The following is a 20,274-nucleotide window of genomic DNA, read 5'->3' on the forward strand; positions in this document are numbered from 1 at the left end:
GATTCCTTTGTTTGGTGCGCAAAACGATGCGCCGCTTAAGCGTAGATCGACGCAACGGGCGCTTCGCCCACGCGCGCATAGCCGCGATACATGCCTTCGGTGTTGAACGGCAGGACCACGTTGCCTTGTGCGTCCACGGCGATCAGGCCGCCGCGGCCGTCGATGCGCGGCAACTGCTCCATCACGACATTCGTCGCGGCTTCGGAGAGCGAAACACCGCGATATTTCATTTGCGCCGCCACGTCATAGGCCGCGACCATGCGCATGAACATTTCGCCCGATCCTGTGGTGGACACCGCGCAAGTGGCGTCGTCGGCATAGCAGCCCGCGCCGATCAGCGGCGCGTCGCCTACGCGGCCCACCTGCTTGTTCGTGATGCCGCCCGTCGAAGTCGCCGCCGCGAGGTGGCCGTATGCGTCGAGCGCCACTGCGCCCACCGTGCCGAACTTGCGATTCGGGTCGATCGGCTCGTGCGGCAAGCTGTCTCCCGATGCGTTTGCTGCCGCCTTCGCTTCGAGCGTTGCCCCATCGTGATCGAGCATCGCGCGCGCTTCGCCGCGGGCGAGCTGCCACTGGCGGTAGCGCGCATCGGTGTGGAAATAGCCGGGATCGACGAATTCGAGGCCCTGGGCCGCCGCAAATGCTTCCGCGCCTTCGCCCGTGAACAGCACGTGCTCGCTCTGCTCCAGCACGCGGCGCGCCGCCAGCACCGGATTGCGCACGCGCGTCACGCAGCACACGGCGCCCGCTTCGAGCGAGCGGCCGTCCATGATCGAGGCGTCGAGTTCATGCGTGCCCGCGGACGTGAACACCGCGCCGTGGCCCGCGTTGAATAGCGGACAGTCTTCGAGCAGGCGCACCGCTTCCTCGACGGCGTCGAGCGCGCTGCCGCCTTCGGCCAGGATGCGCTGGCCAGCCGCGAGAATGCCGCTCAGCGCGTCGAGATAGCGGGTTTCGACTTCGGGCGCCATCGATGCGCGCAGGATCGTGCCGGCGCCGCCGTGAATGGCAATGACTGCGTTCGATTTCATGACTTCTTTTTCGTTGGGGAAGACGGTGCCGCAGGCGCGGCAGGCGCCTGCGCCGAGGTCGAACTGAGCCACGGCAGCACCGATTCGGTGATGGCCGCCGCGGCGACGACGGAATCCTTCGCGCGCAACGCCACGGCGTCGCACAGCGCTTCGATGACGGCCAGCACCGCGGCTTCCGAGTTCGCCGCGAGGCGACGCTCGGAGCGGATCAGCAGCGTGAGATCGGCGAAGCGCGCGAGCGGCGAATCGATGCTGTCGGTCAGCGCGAGCACGCGCGCGCCCAGCTTCGCGGCGTGGCGCGAGAGCTTGATCGTGTCGTCCACGTAGCGCGGAAACGCGATGCCGATCACCAGATCGTCCCTGTTCGCGCCAAGCAGCCTGCGCGCCGAATGCGTGGCGCCGCCGACCGAGGCGAGCGCCTGCACGTTGTCCAGGTACGGCAGCAGCGCGTTCTCCATGAGCCCGGCGAGAAACGCGCTCGTGCCCGAGCCGATTATGTATACGCGGCGCGCCGAGAGAATCGCGTCCACGGCTGCGGCGGCCGCTGCGCTGTCGATCGACTGGCGCGACAAACGCAGGTTCGACTCGGCCTGCTCCAGCGAGGCGCCGAACAGCTCGGCGCCGCTGGTCGGCGATTCCTGCGCGCTGCGCAGCCGCTCGACCGGCGCGAGCGTGGCCTCGAAGCCGCGCACGAGCGCCTCGCGAAACTGCGGATAGCCGTCGAAGCCGAGCGAGCGCGCGAAGCGGTTGGCCGTGGCCACCGAAGCGCCGACCGCGTCCGCGAGTTCGTCGATGCGCATGGTCGCGGCATGAAACAGGTTCGCGAGCACGTACTCGGCCATGCGCCGGTGGCCCGGTGTGAGAACGGGCATCGCGGCGGTGATGCGCGCGACGATCTCGGCTTCGGGCGTGTCGGGAGTTGACGATCGGGTTGACATGCGTGAGCGGGAGTTGGGACGGCACAGCCGTAAATGGAATTACATGGGCGGATCTTAGTGAAAATTTATTTTCATCGCGCCATGGGTTTACCCTATTCGAGCATAGCGAGGGGAAATTTAGCTTGATCGAGCACAACGAGGCGCGAAACTGCGCGCCGCGTACACGTTGCAGGATTTTGGAGGGAGAAGCCGGCAGAAGTAGAAGCAGAAGCCGGAAAGACAGGTCGCCCGCAGGCGAGACAAGGGGCGCGGCAGCGCGTGGAGAGCAGCGCGGTACTTGCCGCCAGCCAGACGCCAGCGGCGATCGAATCAGTCACATGAAAACGGTGTGCGCAGCTTTACGACGCCGCCATCGCTTCAGCGCCCGGCGCCACGCGCCACGTATTGCGCCCCGCGCGCTTCGCTTCGTACATGGCCGCATCGGCGAGACACAGCGGATCGTCGGCCAGCGCCCTGTTCCCGGCTTCGACCGAGGGCATCGCGCTCGTTGCGTCCACTACGCCAGCCGCGCCGGTCACGCCAGTCAGCACGACGCCCACGCTCGCGCTCGTCTCGATCACGCGGCCCGCGACGACGAACGCCTTCGACACTTCACGGCACATGGCCGCCGCGATGCGCTCGCCGGTGCGCGCGTCGCTCACGCCGCGGCTCGCCACCACGAATTCGTCGCCGCCCAGGCGGCTCACCACGTCGCCCGTGCGCACGGTGGCGACGAGCCTGCGCGCGACCTCCCTGAGCAAGGCGTCGCCCACGTCGTGGCCGTGGCGGTCGTTGATGGACTTGAAGCCATCCATGTCCATGAAGAAGAGCGCGAAGGGCTCACCGCTCGCGCGCAGTTCGCACAGCGTCTCCTCCAGCGCGCGCCGGTTCGCAAGCCCCGTGAGCGGGTCGATCAGTGCGCCCTCGCGCAGACGTTGCTCGGTACGGCGCTGCTCGGTCACGTCGTGCGCCATCACGTAGAAGCCCGTCACCTTGCCTTCGCGCTTGGCCGGAATGTAGGTGGCAGACCAAACGCGGTCGGCATCGGCCCGATAGCGCACCTCGTCGCAGGTCACGCGCTCACCGGCCAGCGCGCGTGCGAAGAGCGGCTGCAACTGCTCGAACACTTCGGGGCGCAGCGTCTCGCTCAGGCTGCGCCCGCGCAGCGCCGCCGGCTCCGCGCCGAACACGCGCTTGAAGGTCTCGTTGTTGAACTGGTAGTTCAGATCGCGATCGACCACGGCGATCAGCGCCGGCACGTTGTCGGTGATGGTTTGCAGCGCGTCGCGGCTGCGCCGCAGCTCGCCCGTGCGTTCGCGAACGCGCTCTTCGAGCTCGACGTGATAGTTGCGCAATGCCTCTTCGCTCTTCTTGCGGCTCGTGATGTCCTGCACCGCCGCGATGAAATGTAGCGGCGTACCCGACACGTCGCGCACGAGCGACACCGCGAGATTGACCCACACGGCCTGGCCGTCGGGCCGCAGATAGCGCTTCTCGATCGCATACGTGGCCTGGCGGCCCGCGAGCAGTTCGGCCACCTGCGCGAGATCGGCGGCGATGTCGGCCGGATGCGTGACCGAGGCGAACGTGCGGCGGCGCAACTCGTTCTCCTCGTAGCCGATGATCTCCGAGAACTTCTGGTTCACGTCGAGAAAGCGGCCGTCGAGATCGACCACGGCCTTGCCGATCGGCGTTTGCTGGAACACGGTCCGAAAGCGCGCCTCGCTGATGGCGAGCGAACGGCGGTCGCGCTCGTGCGCAGTACGCGAGCGGTTCAACTGCCGGCGCAATTCCAGCTCGCGTTCGACGAGGTGCGCGAAATCCGCGAGCACGGCGGCCTGGGCGGCGTCGAACGAACGCGGCTTTTCGTCGATCAGGCACAGCGTGCCGACCACCTGGCCGTCGGCGAGGCATAGCGGCGAACCCGCGTAGAAGCGGATGTTCGGTGCGCCCGTGACGAGCGGATTGTCGAGAAAGCGCTCGTCGTCGAGCGCGTCTTCCACCACGAGCATGCGCTTGCTCAGCACGGCGTGGGCACAGAACGACACGCTGCGCGGCGTCTCGCACGCGGCCAGCCCGTGGTGCGACTTGAACCACTGGCGGTCTTCGTCCACGAGCGAGATCAGCACGATCGGCATGTCGAACGCGAACGCGGCGAGCCGCGAGATGCGCTCGAATGCCTCTTCGGGATCGGTGTCGAGTATGTCGAGTTGCCGCAACGCCCGAAGGCGGACGTCCTCATCCAGAGGAAGCGGAGCAGTGATCATCGTGTGGGGGGCCCGGCAGGACGGATACGGTTTGCGTGGCGCTTTCCGCACCGGCGCGCCTTACCTGGGTTTACGGCCGGATCAAGCAAAAACTGAAGCGCGGGAATGCGCGCACCGCGCATATCGCGCTAGCCTTGCGCGCCAGGCCTTTCCCTTATGCAGGAATCGCAATTTAAGCGCACGAAAGTTCGGTATACGTGTGGATGCGCAATCATCGAGCGCCACGGCCGTCATATCCGTGCTGCTCGCGTGGCCCGGCCACACGGGCGTTGCGCATCTTCCCTCCGCAAATTTCACTGTGGATAAATTGCTTCGCCATCCGAAATACATGCCATTTTTAACCGGCCGGTTAACGTGTTGAGAAATCGATCAAGCCCTCAAAAAAAACATGTCTGGCGACTTCAGCAACGCTTTTTCACCGCCGTAAAAAGGGCAAAGCTCCACCCTTCCGGTGTCACCATGAGAACCCCCGCGCAAACCCTGCGACTGAAATTGACCACCCGCATCGCCACCGCGGCGCGCATTGCCGCCGGCTGCGGCGCCAGCGCGCGCATGAGCGCGGCACCCCGTGCGCGTCGCGCGCCGTCGCGCAGCGCTCATGCGCCTGCCGGCACGTCGCGCCACTACGCCGTGCGCCGCCTCGCGGCGCAGGTGCGCACACGCAGAATCTAACGCCACACGGACATCGAGACATGAGACAGGAAACCGTGGCGGCCATGCCCGATCCCGCCGCTGCCTTGAATCCCCCGGCGGCGCTTCCCTGGCTAGTACGTGCGCGCGCAACGTTGCGCGCCTCGATTCGCGCACGCACGAAGTTTTTCATCGGCCTGTTCTTTGCGTTGTTCGCCACGCAAACCACGCTGCTGGCAAGCCAATTGATCGCATTTGGCCACGCCTTCGAACGTGTGGATACGAGCTGGCACGATGAAAGCGCCGCGCAGGAAGGCGACGCGCCGCAGCGGCAAGCCGACTCTGCCGCGCCGCGTGAGCTCGCTGTCGAACGGCTGCACAACCAGGTCCAGCGCGGCATCCTGCGCGTGCATCACACGCTCGAAGCCGCCTTTGCCATCGCGCTCGCCACGCTCGCCTTTGGCCTCGTGCTGCTGCACTACCTCGAGCGCACGCTGCTGCGTCCGCTGCATACCTTGACCGATTCGCTCGTGCGCCTCGCGCACGGCGAAGACATGCGCGCATTGCCCGACATGAACCGCACCGACGAGATCGGCGCGATGGCGCATGCCTTCGATACGTTATGCGAAAAGTCCCGCGAGCTGCATCTCGCCCACGAAGCCACGCGCGCCGCCGAGGCCCACGCCCAGGCGCTGGCGCGCCACGATCCGCTCACGGGCCTGCCCAACCGGCGTCTGCTCGCGGCGGAGATGAGCGCCGCGCTGGAGCGCACGCAGCACCGCGCGCCCGACTACCTCGTGTTCGTGATCGACCTCGACCGCTTCAAGCCCGTCAACGACTTTCACGGCCACGCCGCGGGCGACACGGTGTTGTGCGAGATCGCCGCGCGCCTGCGCCGCGTAGTGCGCGACGGCGACACGGTCGCGCGCCTGGGCGGCGACGAGTTCGCCGTGCTCGCCCGCGTGCATCGCGACGACCACATCGAGGCCGCGAGCGAGCTGGCGCAGCGCCTGCTCGCCGCCACGCGCGCGCCCATCGACATCGGCAAGCTGCGTATCAACGTGGACGCGAGCATCGGCATTGCATGCTGCCCGCGCGACGGCGGCGACCCGGACGCGCTGCTGCGCGCCGCCGATATCGCCATGTACCGCGCCAAGTGCGAAGGCAAGGGCACGTACCGCTTCTTCGAGCAGAAGATGGACGACGAGCTGCGCCTGCAGGCCTCGCTCGAATCGGACCTGCGCCGCGCGCTCGCGGGTGGCGAGATCCGGCCGTTCTACCAGCCGCTCGTGCGCCTCGCCGACGGCCAGACCACCGGCTTCGAGATTCTCGCGCGCTGGCACCACGAGCAGCGCGGCTGGATCTCGCCCGAGGTGTTCGTGCCGCTCATCGAGCAGATGGGCATTTCGCCCGCGTTCACGGCTTCGATCCTGCGGCGCGCGTGCCGCGATGCGCTGGGCTGGCCCTCGCGCTACCACCTCGCGCTCAATCTCTCGCCCGCGCAGTTCAAGGACACGCAACTCGCGGCGCTGCTGCTCAGGATCCTCGCCGACGAGGGCATGCCGCCCGAGCGCATGGAGATCGAGATCACCGAATCGGCGCTGATGTACGACTTCGACGCTGCGCGCGCCGTGCTCGCGGACTTCCGCAACGCGGGGCTGCGCATGTCGCTCGACGACTTCGGCACCGGCTATTCGAGCCTGCAGCACCTGCGCGAGCTGAAGGTGGACAAGCTGAAAATCGACCGCTCCTTCGTGCTCTCGATGTCCTCGTGCAACGAGAGCGTCAAGATCGTCGACGCGATCATCGCGCTCTCCTCGAACCTGGGCATGAGCACCGTGGCCGAGGGCGTGGAGACCGCGGAACTCGCGCGCACGCTGGCGGCGAAGGGCTGCGACTACGCGCAAGGCTATTTCTTCGGCAAGGCGATGGCGGCGCGCGAAATCGACGCCTTGCTGAACGTGGATCGTGCGGCGAACGAGGCGCGGCTCAAGCGTCTCGTCGAGCCGGCCTGACCAGGTTGACCCGTAGCACTTTGAGAATGAAAAGGTAGACATCATGTTTGTAGCAATTGGCTGGATCGTCGTGCTCGGATCGGTGATCGGGAGCTTCGTGGGCGTCGGGGGACACCTGCCCGCGCTCGTACAACCGTTCGAACTCCTGTGTATTTTTGGCGCGGCGCTGGGCGCGTTCGTGGTGAGCAACCCCACCGCCACGCTCGGCAAGACGCTCAAGGCGCTGCCCACCTGCTTCAAGGGCGGCGGCTACACGAAGGCGCAATACCTGGAGCTGATCGCCCTCCTCTACGAGCTGCTGCAAAAGGCGCGCAAGGAAGGCATGATGGCGCTCGAGGCCGACATCGAAGCACCCGATAACAGCCCGATTTTCCAGAAATACGCACGCGTGCTCGACGACCATCATCTGCTCGACTTCATCGTCGACTATCTGCGCATGATGTCGAGCGGCAACGTGAATCCGATGGAAATGCAGGACCTCATGGACGAAGAACTCGACACGCATCACTCCGAGGTGTCGATTGCGCCCAACGCCATCCAGAAGATGGCCGACGGCCTGCCCGCCTTCGGCATCGTGGCCGCCGTGATGGGCGTGGTGCACACCATGGGCTCGGTCGGCAAGCCGCCCGCCGTGCTCGGCGAGATGATCGCGGGTGCGCTCGTGGGCACGTTCCTCGGCATTCTGCTCGCCTATGGCTTCGTCGGTCCGATCGCCGACCTGCTCAACGCCAAGGGCCGCGCCGCCAGCAAGCCGTTCCAGTGCGTGAAGGCCGTGCTGCTCGCGTCGCTCGCCGGCTATGCGCCGCCCGTGGCCGTGGAATTCGGCCGCAAGGTGCTGTTCACCGCCGACCGCCCGAGCTTCCAGGAGCTCGACGAAGCGGTGCGCGCGACCAGGACGCCGAAGGCCGCTTAGGAGTCCCGAGATGGCCGAACGTACTCCAGGCTCGCGCGCCGCGCGCGACACCGAGGGCAGCAAGACCACGCTGGTGGTGCGCCGCGTGAAGAAAGGCGGCCACGAGGGCCACCACGGCGGCGCATGGAAGATCGCCTATGCCGACTTCGTGACCGCGATGATGGCGTTTTTCCTCTTGATGTGGCTGCTCGGCTCGACGTCGCAGTACGATCGCGACGGCATCGAGAAGTATTTCAACACGCCGCTCTCGGCCATGCTCGGCAGCAAGCCCGACGCCGCGAACCCCAACCCGAGCGTGGTGCAAGGCGGCGGCCGTGACCTGTCGAGCAAGACGCCGGCCGTGGGCGGCTCGAACGCGCAGCCCACGCTCTCGCACGCCGTGCCCGTAGAGGCGGTCGACAAGTCGCGCCTTTCACAGCTCAAGGAAAAGCTCTCGGCACTCATCGAGCGCAAGCCGGAGTTGCGCGCGTCCCGCGACCAGATCCGCATGTCGATCACCGACGAAGGCCTGCGTATCGAGCTGGTCGATTCGCTCAAGCGCCCCATGTTCGCGACCGGCAGCGCGAAGCTCGAGGACTACGCCTACGAGATACTCGTGCAGATCGGCAGCGCGCTGAACGACGTGGACAGCGGCGTATCGATCGCGGGGCATACCGACTCGGTGCCCTACTCGGGCGGCCTCGCCGGCTACTCGAACTGGGAGCTGTCGAGCGAGCGCGCCAACGCCGCGCGCCGCGCGCTGGTAGCCGGCCACCTGAGCGAGGAGAAACTGCTCCAGGTGCGCGGCCTCGCCGACGTCCTGCCGCTCGACCACGACACGGCGGACAGCCCGCTGAACAGGCGCATCAGCATTCTGGTGATGAACAAGGCCGCCGAACGCGCGTTCTTCGAGCAGGCGAAACGCTACGACGTCGACACCCCGCAAAAGGCGGCCACGCCGGCTTCATAAGGCATCGACGGCGCGGCCCAGGGTGGATCTCCAAAGCGGGCCTCCAAAGCGGTCTCCAACCAGGCAGGAACGCCCCCGATGCGCCTCGCGCCGGCGCATCGAATCGAGGGCGCGACGCGGTACGCCGTTTGCTCTATCAACAGCAGGCGGCCAGACCGCCGCGGCATCGCCTGCCGCCTGACACGGGAATCGTCGGGAGTCTGGCCGGACTCAACGTTGTTCCCTTCCTGTCTGGAGACCAACATGCCCACCTTCATTCCTCCGCCCATGCCGACCGGCAATGGCGTGCGCATCGTCGGCAAGGGCCGCGTGAGCGCGGCGGGGCCGGGCCCCGATGTGATGGCCGCCAGCACGCTTGACAGCGACCGCGTGCTGAGTTCGGACGGCCAGGAAGTCGGCAAGATCAAGGAAATCATGCTCGACGTGCAGAGCGGCCGCGTAGCCTACGTGGTGATGTCGAGCGGCGGCTTTCTCGGCATCGGCGACAAGCTGCTCGCCATTCCCTGGAGCGCGCTCATGCTCGACACGAGCCGCAAGTGCTTCCTGCTCAACGTGTCGTCCGAGCGCGTGAAGGAAGCGCCGGGCTTCGACCGGGACAGCTGGCCCGCCATGGCCGACGCGAGCTGGGGCAGCACGCTGCACGCGTATTACGGCGCCGAGCCGTACTGGGCAGCGGTCGAGCCGGTGACGCCGCGCCACTGAGCGTAGTAGCCCGGCGCACGGCTCCGAGCGGGCAAACGGGCGTTCGGAGCCGCGCATCGCATCCAGGGCACGCCCGTGTTCAGCGCGGCGTGGTCGCGGCGATCGCGGCGATCGGCGGCGCCTCGGGGGCCAGGGCCGCCTCCAGCGCCCACGTGTTCACCGTGCGCCGCATCGGGCAGGCAATCACCCTAGCCACGCGGCTCGCCTGCGCCGCCTCCGGCACGCTCCAGCCGCCCTCCGCCAGCGCCCGCACGCGCTGCCTGAACGCGATCTGCAGGGCATCCGACTTCACCGACACATCGCTCTGCCAACTCTCCGGCACGCGAACCGGCCGGATGCGCCGCAGCACCGCGTGGTCTTCCTCGAAAATGCGCAGATTGCGCGCGCGAAAGCGTCCGTCGAACAGGGGATTGCGAAACGCGACGAAACGGTGGCCGAGCAGCGTGACCGGCAGCCACTGCTCGCGCAGGTCCGCGGCGGCGGCCACGACGTACCAGAGGTTTTTCAGCATGACGGATGGGAACGGGGAACGGCTGTCGAATCGGCTCATTGGACCAGATTTTGGTTCCCGATGGCGACAGGCGCACAATACGCGCTGTTACAGCACGACGTCGATGTCACTGCGATCAGAAAACACGAGGCAACACCAGGTAACGACTGGCAACCCGCCTGGCAACCCTACAGGTAACCCCGAACCATGACCCAGTTCTTCAGCGAAGCCGCCTCCGCCGAGGCCGTCAATGCGCGTATCGGCGAAGACGCCGACGAGCGTCTGCGCGAGGTGATGAGCGCGCTCGTGCGCCATCTGCACGCATTCGCGAAAGAAGTGCAGCTCACCCAGCCGGAATGGGAAGCCGCCATCGACTTCCTCACCACGGCCGGCCAGCTCTGCAGCGCCGAGCGCCAGGAGTTCATCCTGCTCTCGGACACGCTAGGGTTTTCCATGCTCGTGGACGCCATCAACAACCGCCGCCCGGCCGCCGCCACCGAAAACACCGTGTTCGGCCCGTTCCATGTGGCCGGCGCGCCCGAGCGCGAGATGGGCGCGTGCATCACCGCCGACGGTAAAGGCGAGCGCTGCCTGTTCGAGGGCCACGTGCTCGATCTCGAAGGCCGTCCGGTGGAGGGCGCGCGCATCGACGTGTGGTCCGACAACGCCGACGGCTACTACGACGTGCAGCAGCCCGGCGTGCAGCCCAGGTGGAACAACCGCGGCATCTTCACGACCGGCGCGGACGGCGCCTATCGCTTCGTCGGCATCAAGCCGGTCTCGTACCCGATCCCGCACGACGGCCCGGTGGGCAAGATGCTCGCAAACCTCGGCCGCCACCCGTACCGGCCCGCGCACATGCATTTCCTCATCACCGCACCGGGCTTCCAGAAGGTGGTCACGCATACCTTCGTGGGCGACGATCCCTACCTGCAGTCGGACGCTGTGTTCGGCGTGAAAGCATCGCTCGTCGCGCCGTACGAGCGGGCGGCCGACAGCGCCACGCCCTGGTGCTCCACGTTCGACTTCGTGCTCATGCCGCTCGCGCCGCCCGCCTGATCCGGCAATGCGGCGAACTGGACGCGATATCGCGCCTTGCTCGCCGCATTGTCCGCCGCTCCCGGGTCATAGACTGGTCTCGCAGTCGAACGAACAACCGGGAACACCTTTGGGGGCGGCGATGCGGGTCACGAACTGGATTCTGGTGCTGGAATGCGCGTATATGGAGTTTTCCAGCTGGCGCGGCAAGAACGTCTATCGCCGTACGGTCGCGTACGACAGCGTGGTGTGGTGCTAACCCCTTCCGCAACCCTCTAGCCATCGACGCAACGGCAATCCTCCACTACAGTCGAAGACTTTACCGTCATCGTTGCTGGAATCGAGGATTCGAACATGCTGTTCCCCGCCGTTGCCACCGCCGCCCTGCTGATCGTCGTGTATGTCCACGCGAACATTCCGCGCTTCACCGAGCGCGGCCCGAAGCGCGTCATCGCCCACGCCACGCTGTTGCTGGCCGGCCTGTGCTTCGGCGTGATCGGCGCGATGATGTCCGGCACGGTCGCGCCGCCGTGGGCGGTGATCGCGTGCGGCATGGGCGTCGTGCATCTGCCCGCCCTCTGCGTGCTCGTGCTCAAGCGCCTCAGGCATTCGGGGCGCAGCTAAAATGCCGTGCCCAGGCGCCTCACTGGCACTGCAACACGACGACGCCACCCATACCCTGCTCGTTCGTCAACGTGGCCGAGTGACCAACGGCAACCAGCGGCTTCGTCGCGTCGTGCCCCACGACAACCGACTGAACGGACAACCGCCCGGTCGTCGAAATGCCATCAACGGCGACTGAGAGTTCGTCAGCGCATACTGGGTAGCTCCGTGGCGCCCTGAGGCGCACACAATTTTTCCCGCTTGACTGGGGAAAACCACCATTGCGCAAGGGTTCCCGCGCCGACCTTCAGTTCCTTCGCCCAGCGCCGTAAACATGTTCAGTGCTTTGCCGTCTCACGCGCGAAGCACGACCGTTTTTCTGCTACGTAGCCCCTTGCGTTCTGGAGCCCTCTTCGTGTTTGCACGACTCTCTATCTCTGTCCGTCTGCGCATCGCGGTCGGAGTGCTGGCCTTGCTGATCGTGGCAGCCGGCGTTTCCGGCCTTGCAGGCATGTCGCGCACCAATACGGCGCTCGGCTATGCCTACTCGAACCAGCTGGCCGCCGCCATCAACATCGGCAAAACGAACCTGAATCTGACCATCGCGCGCACGACGCTCGACCGCATCCTCCTGCACCCCGACGCACCCGACGTTCAGCCTCTGCTCGACAAGGCGCAGAACTATCTCGCCACTTCGAACAAGGCCTGGGAGGTCTACCGCTCGCTGCCGCACGCGCCCGAAGAACAGGCGCTCGCCGACGGCGTTCAGGCCGCCCTCACCGGCATGCTGGAACAAGGCATCCAGCCGCTCATGGCCGCGATCAAGCAAGGCGACCGCCAGGCTCAGGATGACATTGCGATGAAGCAGATTCCGCCGCTCTCGGTGGCGCTCACCAAGGCCTCGACCGCGCTCGAGGCATGGCAGAAGGCGCACGGCGAGCAGGCGTTCGACCGCGCGCAGGACCGCTATTCGTGGCTGCGGGCCGGCAGCATCGCACTGATCGTGCTCGGCCTCGCGGTGGCGGGCGTGTGCGCCGCGGGACTGCACCGCGCCATCGCCGCCCCGCTCGAGAACGTGCAGGGTGCGCTCCAGCGCATTGCGGACGGCGACCTGACCGCCAACCTCGAAACGCGTTCCAGCGACGAAATGGGCCGCCTCGTGGCGAGCCTCAAGGCCATGCAGGACGCGCTCTCCCACACGGTGCGCAAGGTCAGCCACAGCTCCGAGTCCATTTCCACGGCGACGCGCCAGATCGCCGCCGGCAATGACGACCTGTCGCAGCGCACCGAAGAACAGGCGGCCTCGCTGCAGGAAACGGCCGCGAGCATGGAGCAGCTCACCGCCACGGTCAAGCAGAACGCCGAAAACGCGCGCACCGCGCAGACGCTCGCCAACAGTGCGCAGGAAGTCGCCGATCGCGGCTCGCAAGTGGTGAGCAACGCGGTGCAGACGATGGAGCGCATCGACGGCAGCTCGCAGAAGATCGCCGATATCACCGGCATCATCGAAGGCATCGCGTTCCAGACCAATATCCTCGCGCTCAATGCGGCGGTGGAAGCCGCGCGCGCGGGCGAACAGGGCCGCGGCTTCGCCGTGGTCGCGAGCGAGGTGCGTTCGCTTGCGCAGCGTTCGGCGGCGGCCGCCAAAGAGATCAAGACACTGATCGCCGAATCGGTCGAGCACGTTTCGTCGGGCTCGGAGTATGTGCGCTCGGCCGGCGAGACGATGAACGAGATCGGCGAGTCGATTGGCCGCGTGACGACCATCATGCGCGAGATCGCGAACGCATCCGAGGAGCAGCGCGACGGCATCGAGCAGGTCAATCTCGCGGTCTCGCAGATGGACCAGGTCTCGCAGCAGAACGCCGCGCTCGTGGAAGAGGCGGCCGCGGCGGCCATGGCGCTCAGCGAGCAGGCCGACTCGCTGCGCGACGCCGTTGGGGCGTTCAGGCTCGCGCACTGAGCGCAGGACAAGCGCTAGAGGTACTAGAGGCGATCGATCGAGGCGCCGCCGGTGAGAATCGGCCGCCTCTTGATGCTATGCGTTGTTCAACAAGATCATCGCGTGGATCTTTGCGAGCGCCTGCTGCCATGCGGCGGTGTCGCGCGTGGCGTCGCCTTTGTCGATCAGCGGTTCGAGCATCGAAAGCAGGTCCGTCGAGCGCGAGGTATTTTCCGGCGTGTTCACGTCGGAGACGAGCAAACCTCGTTCGTACTTCGAATCACGCGTATCCTGCGCCGACGACTGCTGTAGCGTGGCATTCAGCAGTACGCCGCGCGCCGTCGCCATCTGCACCGTGCTTTCGGCGCTATCGTCGATCCGCACGTAATCGTAGTTCTGCCAATCTCTCGACGACGTGAGCAGCCATGACCACGCTATCGTCCCTGAATGCCGCCACGACCGTTGCGCTCACGCCGCTCTCGATGCGTTCTTGTTGTTTGCCAGGCTGCACGCCTGGCCGTTCGCAAAAAGGCGCCGCGCGCCAGCATGCCGGCGCGGCCAACTGCTCTATCGCTCTATCGTCAGGTATTACGAAATCTTTAGGTTGACCTTACACCTGTCCATACGGGCACGTGTGTCTTTCGAGCCGTTTGCGGCTCAGCTTGCGCAAGCCAACGCAGGCATCCGGCGGGACGAGTCGAAGTCCCGGGCCTTCATGGCAGCCGCAGCGCAGCCACGCTTGTCCAGCCGCTCGGCCAGCAGCCAGCTAAACGCGTCCAGCGCGGTCCTGCCGTGCGTCGCGATGAATTCGCGCATCACTTCCTGCACGGCGCCTTCCTGTGTCGCCGCCGAAAGCATGCTGGAAATGTGCGACGCGCCGCGCGCGAGTTCGAGCGAATACGCCGCTTCGTAGTAGTACAGGCCGCCTTGTCGCGGCCTTTTATGGGCCTTTTTCATGTTTCCCCCGTTTGCCTGGATCTCGCAGGCGTCTGCATCTTTGCAGGCGGCGCATGACGCGGCAATGAATCGGCAGTGTTTGGGGCCAAATCTGTCGCTATGTCTCAAATACTTGTTGTTTTGTCTCACACGCGGCTTGCACGATCCGCGCGTTTCATGCTCAACGCATCAAGGCCATCCAGTAGCGCCAGTCGTCCGCGCTCGCCTCTTTCGCCACCTCGGTATCGCCATTGAGCGCCAGCATCCGTACCGCCCGCGGCGAGAGGCCAATCGAGCGGCGAAATGCGCGTGTGAAATTCGCCGCGTCGGTGAATCCGTGTGCGGCGGCGATGTCGGCAATCGTCATGGTGCGTCGCGCCGGGTCGGCGAGCATCTCGCGGCAGCGCCGCAAGCGGCGCTCGCGCACATAAGTCGCAAAGCCGCCCTCCTGCTCGAACAGGCGGTACAGCGTGGCACGCGAGATGCCGAAGGCATGCGCAACGGATTCCGCGTTCAGTTGCGGATCGGTCAGGCGCTTCTCCACATAGCGGCAGATCGACACGAATGCGCACTGCTGAACGGCCGGCACGTGTTCCGGGCTCACGCTCGCGTTGAGCGCGCTGGCCGCGAGCTGAAGCGTTGCGGGCATGACGGCCTGGGCGTGGGTGAGCGTCATCTGCGGGGCGTGCCGATAAAGCGCGCCCAGGTGCTCGCGCAGCAACGCAACCGTGGGATCGGCGCCGCGTATCACCCGCATGCTCTGCTGGTCGGGCGCCGTCAGCAAAGGGGCAAGCAAGCGCCGCGGCACCGCCAGATTGAGGAATTCGCTCTGCGTGGTGTCGGTTGCGAGCGGCTGGGCCGCGTCCACGATGAACATGTCGCCCGGTTGCGTACACGTTTCCGGTCCGCCGTCGCGTGCGCGGCAATGGCCGCCTAGATAGAACTGCAGAATATATTGATCGTGGCCGTCGCGCCCGATCTTCGCGTTCGAGCGGTCGTAGCGCTGCGCGCCGGTGCGTATCGAGCCCAGCACCACGTCGCCGAACAGATAGCCGGTGACACTGGTGCCGAATCCCGCATCGCGCGATTCGGCGGTCTGCGTGTCGAAGATGACGCTCACCGCCTCGCGCCACGCGGAAAACTGCTGGTCGCGCGGCAAGACGCTGGTATCGAACGCGGAATGAGGCAGGGAATTGGGCGTTGGGCTCATGGGCCACCGTGGTATGCGAAACGACTATGGGATGGGTATCCTCCACTCGACTACTGCGCTATCGGTTGCGCGGGCATATTCTTTAGGGGGGCGCGACCAGGAATAACGAGTAGGGGGAACGCGCCTTGCCAGGCGCAGGACGGGCGGCCGTCCGACGCGCCGAAAGGGTTGCAATGCACAACGCTCGCCGCCGTCTTCGGCGAAGAGGAGGAAGGTTCGATGAGCCCGCTTCATTCGATCGGCTGTCCATGCTGCGGCGGCCTGTTACAGGGTGCGTTCACGCGTCGCCAGTTCCTCGCGGCAAGCGCCGCCCTGGCCACCGCGCCGGCTTTCGGCCAGACCCAAACGGTTCCGTCCATCGCTTACGATTCCATTGCCAACCCGGTGCGACTGCCGGTAGACATGTATTTCGGCGAATGCTCCGGCGTCGCGGTGAATTCGCACGGACACATTTTCGTGCTCTCGCGCGGCAATACCACGGGGCCGGCTTATGGCGCCGCCGCCGCGCAATTGCTGGAATTTTCGGCTAATGGACAGTTCGTCAGGGAAATCGGCCACAACCTCTACGCGTGGTCGTTTGCCCACACCGTGAAGGTCGACCGCCAGGACAACATCTGGGTGACGGACAAGGGCTCGGACATGGTGATCAAGTTCACGCCGGATGGCCGCGTCGCGATGGTGTTCGGCCGCAAGCAGGAAGCGGCCGACGAAGAGACGGCGCCGCTCAAGCATCCGAACCCGCCCTTGCCGGCCGAGCCCGGACGCTTTCGACAGGTCACCGACGTCGCCTGGGACGCCGCCGGCAACACCTACATCAGCGACGGCTATATCAACTCGCGCGTGGCGAAGGTCGACAAGGACGGCAACTGGCTCAAGTCATGGGGCGAGCGCGGCACCGGGCCCGGACAGTTCCATACGCCGCACAGCATTGCGGTCGACGCGCAGGACCGCATTTATGTCGCAGACCGAAGCAATCGCCGGATTCAGGTCTTCGACACGGATGGCAAGTTCCTGCGGCAATTCACGATCGACGTTCCCGTGCCGCCCGGTGCGCGGCCCGCCATCGGCAACGTGCCGGACGAAGCGACGATTGCCGCGGGCACGCTCGCACCGGGCTCGCCATGGGCGATCTGCATCTCGCCCGGGCCCGATCAGGTGCTGTACAGCTCCGACGCTTACCCGGGCCGCATCTACAAGTTGAGCCTCGACGGCGAGTTGCTCGGCGTATTGGGCGAATCGGGCAAGCAGTTGAAGCAGTTCGGCTGGATCCACGAAATGGCGTGCCCCGCGAAAAACGTGCTGTTCGTCGCCGAGCTGCTGAACTGGCGCGTGCAGAAGCTGGTGCTGCACGCCTAGCGTGACGGCGCGCTCACGCACTCAAGCGCGCACCACCGTCACGCCGGCCGCTTCGATCGGCTCGATCAGCTTCGCGTCCGTCGAACGCTCGACGACGATGGTTTGCGCCATGTCGACCGGACCGATGCAATACGGCGACGCGGCATTGAGCTTCGCAGCCGACGCCAGGACGACCGTTTCAGCCGCGCGCGCGGCTAGCGCGCGTTTTACATAGGATTCCTCGAAATCGCCAGTGCTGAGCCCGGCCTGTACGTGCACGCCCGTCACGCCCATGAAGTACAGGTCCGCGTGGATATGCGCGATCGCCTCCACGGCCGCCGCGCCCACGGTGACCACCGAATGCTTGTAGAGCTTCCCGCCGATCAGCACGACCTCGATGGCGGGATGCTCGGCGAGCGCCACCGCGACGCCGGGGCTATGCGTGACGATGGTCGCCTGCAGGTCGCGCGGCAGGCATTCGACCAGAAGCGCCGAGGTCGTGCCGCCGTCGACGATCGCCACCTGCCCGGGCGCGATCATGTCCGCGGCCTTTTGCGCGATGCGCCGCTTGGCCGCCACCTCCATGCCGCGTCGCTCGGCAATCGGCGCCACCGCCGGCGAAGCCGGCAGCGCGCCGCCATGCACGCGCTGCAACAGGCCTTCGGCCGCCAGTTCGCGCAGGTCGCGCCGCACCGTGTCCTCGGAAACGCCGAATTGCGCGCTCAGTTCGCCAGCGAGCACCTGCCCGTCGCGCTTGAGCGCCGCGAGTATCGCTTTCTTTCGTTGATCTGTGAGCATGAGAATGGCCCGCACCGGGTTACACGGGTTTGCACGAATTTTCTTGATTTTGCACGAAACTGCACGATACCATGGATGGCGAATGCTGACCAAGGGGAACGAGATGACTGCAACGAAAGACCGCGTGCGAATGATCGAAACCACCGTGCTGTCCGACGACTGGTATGTGCTCCGCAAGGTGACCTTCGATTTCCTGCGCAGCAACGGCACGTGGCAGCGCCAGAGCCGCGAAACCTACGATCGCGGCAACGGCGCGACCATCCTGCTGCACGACCCGCGCAGCGGCAACGTCGTGCTCACGCGGCAATTTCGCATGCCGACGTTCGTCAACGGACACGACGGCATGATGATCGAGGCCCCGGGCGGCCTGCTCGACGACGCCGCGCCCGACGAGCGCATTCGCGCCGAAGTCGAGGAAGAAACGGGCTACCGCGTGCGCAACCTGCGCAAGGTGTTCGAGGCGTACATGAGCCCCGGCTCCGTGACCGAGAAGCTTTATTTCTACCTCGGCGAATACGACCCCGCCGAGCGGCCCGGCGCAGGCGGCGGCGTCGAGGAGGAAGGCGAGGATCTGGAAGTGGTCGAAGTGCCGCTTGGCGAGGCGCTGAGGATGATCGAGCACGGCGAGATTATGGACGGCAAGACGATCATGCTGCTACAGCACGCGGCGTTGCGCGGTCTCGCGCGCTAACATGACGCTTCGCCCGTTTTTTTTCGATCATCCATGTACATCGTTTCGCTGTTCTATTCCGCTTCGCTCGAACGCATCGACGACGCCCTGCCCGCGCATCGCGCGTACCTCGACGCGCAGTTCGAAGCCGGCAATTTCATTGCCGCCGGCCCGAAGATGCCGCGCGACGGCGGCGTGATCATCGCCTCGCACATGCCGCGCGAACGGCTCGACGCGTTGCTCGCCGCCGATCCCTTCGCGCAGCAGGGCGTCGCCAACTACGAAGTGACGGAATTCAAGGCCACGCGCCTCGCGCCCGGCCTCAATCTGCCGCGACCCGAAACGCCGTGAATGCCGCCGTTGCGGGCTAGCGCCGGTTCAGTTTGCCGAGCCCGCAACCGGCACGATCATGCCCGACCACACGATCTCGAGTTCCACCGCAATGGATCGCGCGAGCCCGTCGAGCCCCGGAAACAGCGACGCATTCGTGATGTTCATGCGGTAGAGCCACTTCATTGCGTCCATGCGGATGCGCTCGGGCAGCACGATCTTGTGCAGCAGTTCCTCGTGGCTCTCGTAGCCTTCCAGAATGGCCTGCAACGGCTTGTCGATCACACCCGGCACGACGAACGTGCCCGACTGCGCGACGAGCCGGTCGTCCATCTCCGTGGGTTCGCCCGACCAGAGAATTTCGTTCGTGTTGCTAAAGAAGTAGCGCTCGAAGTTGTCGTGTGCGCGCGGGTCGATCACGTCGCGCGTTAGAGTGGGATTGGCCTTGGGCAGCGCGCGGCTGTTCCAGAGCGCAGGCGTGTTCAGCGCGTAGACGGCCGAGTCGCCGGTTGCGCGCTCGAGCGCGAAGAAGGCCGCGACGAACGGGCTCTTGGTGAAATCGAGCAGCCGCGTGGGCGCGCCGTGGTGCTGCATGAGCGCGAGACAGCGCAGGTCGTCCTTGAGCAGGTCCGGATGCGCGAGAAAGTTGTGCGCCTTGCGGCGAAACACACGAATGGCGCGCTCCTCGCGCTGGCGCCATTGCAGCCGGTCGCCCACGTAGTCGCGCATATAGCGCGTGAGCGAGCTTTCGAGGTGCCACTGCGCGTTCTGCTGGCCGCGAAACGCCCAGCCGTCGAGCTGCGTGGTCAGCGCCATGAATTGCTGCCAGTCTGTGAGTACCGTGGTCTGCATCGTGGTTCCGGTAGCGTTTGTCGTTGCGTTGCGCCGGGTCGCGCGAAACGCGCCCCGCTGGACACGCTAGCACATCGACAATGACAACATCACGAAGGTTTCGCCATGCACGGCGTGCAAACTCAGGCGAATGTACGCAGCATCGCGATCTGCTCGCGCCAGCGCGAAAGCACCTGTTCGGGCTCGTAGAGCCGGAACGTCACGCCGCTCAGCACCTCGGCATACTTCGCGCGATGCCCGGTGACAGATTCGATTTCCACGCGAAATACGCTCAGTCCGAGCGCCGTTTGCCGCTGGGCCACGGCGTGTGAGCGTGCGCGAATCTCCAGCAGCGCGCCGTCATGCACGAGCGAGAGCGTGAGGCGGCCGTCGCGCATGAGGTTGGCGGTGGTGCTGGACTGCGGCCAGAGCGCGATGAGCAGCGTGGTCGCGTCCACGGCCAGGATCTCTCCCGCGCTCAGTTGCGCGCCGTGCGGCCAGCCGTCCTCGCTGACGGTCGAAAGGCGAACCGCATCGGCAAGACGCGCTTCGAGGTGCTCGCCGTCGAATTCGCGCACGAGCGATGCGGGCAGTTGCGTGGGCGATGCGGGCTGCGTCGGCCGCGGGGCCGGTTCGTTTTGCTGCATGGGGCGTTCCTTGCGGGCGT

At 66.0% G+C, this 20,274-nt stretch carries 21 protein-coding genes; 11 read left to right on the forward strand and 10 right to left on the reverse strand.

Features of this window, described 5'->3' with window-relative positions:
* Positions 1-35: 35 nt before the first annotated feature.
* From AB4Y40_RS31015 to AB4Y40_RS31025, 3 genes are all read right to left on the reverse strand, one after another.
* Complete coding sequence (locus AB4Y40_RS31015) at positions 36-1,031, reverse strand: isoaspartyl peptidase/L-asparaginase family protein (protein WP_368691111.1); 996 nt, start codon at positions 1,029-1,031, stop codon at positions 36-38.
* Positions 1,028-1,969 (reverse strand): MurR/RpiR family transcriptional regulator, encoded by a 942-nt coding sequence (locus AB4Y40_RS31020; protein WP_368691112.1) that lies wholly within the window; start codon positions 1,967-1,969, stop codon positions 1,028-1,030. Before AB4Y40_RS31020 ends, AB4Y40_RS31015 begins: the two co-directional genes overlap by 4 nt.
* Positions 1,970-2,307: 338 nt before the next feature.
* Positions 2,308-4,215, reverse strand: coding sequence for a PAS domain S-box protein (locus tag AB4Y40_RS31025; protein WP_368691113.1), 1,908 nt, complete (start codon positions 4,213-4,215; stop codon positions 2,308-2,310).
* A gap of 459 nt (positions 4,216-4,674) precedes the next feature.
* Between AB4Y40_RS31025 and AB4Y40_RS31030 the strand changes: the two genes are divergently transcribed.
* The 5 genes from AB4Y40_RS31030 to AB4Y40_RS31050 all read left to right on the forward strand — a co-directional run bounded on the left by AB4Y40_RS31030 (position 4,675) and on the right by AB4Y40_RS31050 (position 9,424).
* Complete coding sequence (locus tag AB4Y40_RS31030) at positions 4,675-4,887, forward strand: hypothetical protein (RefSeq protein WP_368691114.1); 213 nt, start codon at positions 4,675-4,677, stop codon at positions 4,885-4,887.
* Between the two features lie 20 nt (positions 4,888-4,907).
* Positions 4,908-6,860 (forward strand): putative bifunctional diguanylate cyclase/phosphodiesterase, encoded by a 1,953-nt coding sequence (locus AB4Y40_RS31035; RefSeq protein WP_368691115.1) that lies wholly within the window; start codon positions 4,908-4,910, stop codon positions 6,858-6,860.
* Between the two features lie 43 nt (positions 6,861-6,903).
* Positions 6,904-7,773 (forward strand): flagellar motor stator protein MotA, encoded by an 870-nt coding sequence (gene motA, locus AB4Y40_RS31040; RefSeq protein ID WP_368691116.1) that lies wholly within the window; start codon positions 6,904-6,906, stop codon positions 7,771-7,773.
* Positions 7,774-7,783: 10 nt separating this feature from the next.
* On the forward strand, positions 7,784-8,722 hold the full coding sequence (gene motB / locus AB4Y40_RS31045) for a flagellar motor protein MotB (protein WP_368691117.1): 939 nt from the start codon (positions 7,784-7,786) through the stop codon (positions 8,720-8,722).
* A gap of 243 nt (positions 8,723-8,965) precedes the next feature.
* Complete coding sequence (locus tag AB4Y40_RS31050) at positions 8,966-9,424, forward strand: PRC-barrel domain-containing protein (RefSeq protein ID WP_368691118.1); 459 nt, start codon at positions 8,966-8,968, stop codon at positions 9,422-9,424.
* A 79-nt stretch (positions 9,425-9,503) separates the two neighbouring features.
* Here AB4Y40_RS31050 and AB4Y40_RS31055 read toward each other — a convergent pair whose 3' ends face one another.
* On the reverse strand, positions 9,504-9,935 hold the full coding sequence (locus tag AB4Y40_RS31055) for a hypothetical protein (RefSeq protein WP_368691119.1): 432 nt from the start codon (positions 9,933-9,935) through the stop codon (positions 9,504-9,506).
* A 186-nt stretch (positions 9,936-10,121) separates the two neighbouring features.
* On the opposite strand from AB4Y40_RS31055, the gene AB4Y40_RS31060 reads away from it, so the two are divergent.
* The 3 genes from AB4Y40_RS31060 (at position 10,122) to AB4Y40_RS31070 (ending at position 13,518) form a co-directional block, all read left to right on the forward strand.
* Positions 10,122-10,973: a dioxygenase gene (locus AB4Y40_RS31060; RefSeq protein WP_368691120.1), complete on the forward strand. Its 852-nt coding sequence runs from the start codon at positions 10,122-10,124 to the stop codon at positions 10,971-10,973.
* A 333-nt stretch (positions 10,974-11,306) separates the two neighbouring features.
* Positions 11,307-11,576, forward strand: coding sequence for a hypothetical protein (locus AB4Y40_RS31065; protein WP_368691121.1), 270 nt, complete (start codon positions 11,307-11,309; stop codon positions 11,574-11,576).
* A gap of 373 nt (positions 11,577-11,949) precedes the next feature.
* Positions 11,950-13,518, forward strand: coding sequence for a methyl-accepting chemotaxis protein (locus tag AB4Y40_RS31070; RefSeq protein ID WP_368691122.1), 1,569 nt, complete (start codon positions 11,950-11,952; stop codon positions 13,516-13,518).
* A gap of 75 nt (positions 13,519-13,593) precedes the next feature.
* On the opposite strand, the gene AB4Y40_RS31075 is transcribed toward AB4Y40_RS31070, so the two are convergent.
* From AB4Y40_RS31075 to AB4Y40_RS31085, 3 genes are all read right to left on the reverse strand, one after another.
* Positions 13,594-13,881, reverse strand: a complete 288-nt coding sequence (locus AB4Y40_RS31075) for a hypothetical protein (RefSeq protein ID WP_368691123.1) — start codon at positions 13,879-13,881, stop codon at positions 13,594-13,596.
* Between the two features lie 273 nt (positions 13,882-14,154).
* Complete coding sequence (locus tag AB4Y40_RS31080) at positions 14,155-14,583, reverse strand: hypothetical protein (RefSeq protein WP_368691124.1); 429 nt, start codon at positions 14,581-14,583, stop codon at positions 14,155-14,157.
* Between the two features lie 31 nt (positions 14,584-14,614).
* Positions 14,615-15,643 (reverse strand): helix-turn-helix domain-containing protein, encoded by a 1,029-nt coding sequence (locus AB4Y40_RS31085; protein WP_368691125.1) that lies wholly within the window; start codon positions 15,641-15,643, stop codon positions 14,615-14,617.
* Positions 15,644-15,862: 219 nt separating this feature from the next.
* On the opposite strand from AB4Y40_RS31085, the gene AB4Y40_RS31090 reads away from it, so the two are divergent.
* Positions 15,863-16,999 (forward strand): peptidyl-alpha-hydroxyglycine alpha-amidating lyase family protein, encoded by a 1,137-nt coding sequence (locus AB4Y40_RS31090; protein WP_368691126.1) that lies wholly within the window; start codon positions 15,863-15,865, stop codon positions 16,997-16,999.
* A 21-nt stretch (positions 17,000-17,020) separates the two neighbouring features.
* Here AB4Y40_RS31090 and AB4Y40_RS31095 read toward each other — a convergent pair whose 3' ends face one another.
* Positions 17,021-17,776: a DeoR/GlpR family DNA-binding transcription regulator gene (locus AB4Y40_RS31095; RefSeq protein ID WP_368691127.1), complete on the reverse strand. Its 756-nt coding sequence runs from the start codon at positions 17,774-17,776 to the stop codon at positions 17,021-17,023.
* A 103-nt stretch (positions 17,777-17,879) separates the two neighbouring features.
* Between AB4Y40_RS31095 and AB4Y40_RS31100 the strand changes: the two genes are divergently transcribed.
* Both AB4Y40_RS31100 and AB4Y40_RS31105 read left to right on the forward strand, forming a co-directional pair.
* A complete protein-coding gene (locus tag AB4Y40_RS31100; protein WP_368691128.1) occupies positions 17,880-18,467 on the forward strand; it encodes an NUDIX domain-containing protein in 588 nt (195 codons plus the stop codon).
* A gap of 33 nt (positions 18,468-18,500) precedes the next feature.
* Positions 18,501-18,797 carry a YciI family protein gene (locus AB4Y40_RS31105; RefSeq protein ID WP_368691129.1) on the forward strand — a complete coding sequence of 99 codons (297 nt, stop codon included), beginning with the start codon at positions 18,501-18,503 and terminating at the stop codon, positions 18,795-18,797.
* Positions 18,798-18,824: 27 nt separating this feature from the next.
* Here AB4Y40_RS31105 and AB4Y40_RS31110 read toward each other — a convergent pair whose 3' ends face one another.
* Both AB4Y40_RS31110 and AB4Y40_RS31115 read right to left on the reverse strand, forming a co-directional pair.
* Positions 18,825-19,628: an FRG domain-containing protein gene (locus tag AB4Y40_RS31110; protein ID WP_368691130.1), complete on the reverse strand. Its 804-nt coding sequence runs from the start codon at positions 19,626-19,628 to the stop codon at positions 18,825-18,827.
* 122 nt (positions 19,629-19,750) lie between these two features.
* Positions 19,751-20,254: a pyridoxamine 5'-phosphate oxidase family protein gene (locus tag AB4Y40_RS31115; protein ID WP_368691131.1), complete on the reverse strand. Its 504-nt coding sequence runs from the start codon at positions 20,252-20,254 to the stop codon at positions 19,751-19,753.
* Positions 20,255-20,274 lie beyond the last annotated feature (20 nt).

The organism is Paraburkholderia sp. EG287B, assembly GCF_040965595.1.
Taxonomy (GTDB): domain Bacteria; phylum Pseudomonadota; class Gammaproteobacteria; order Burkholderiales; family Burkholderiaceae; genus Paraburkholderia.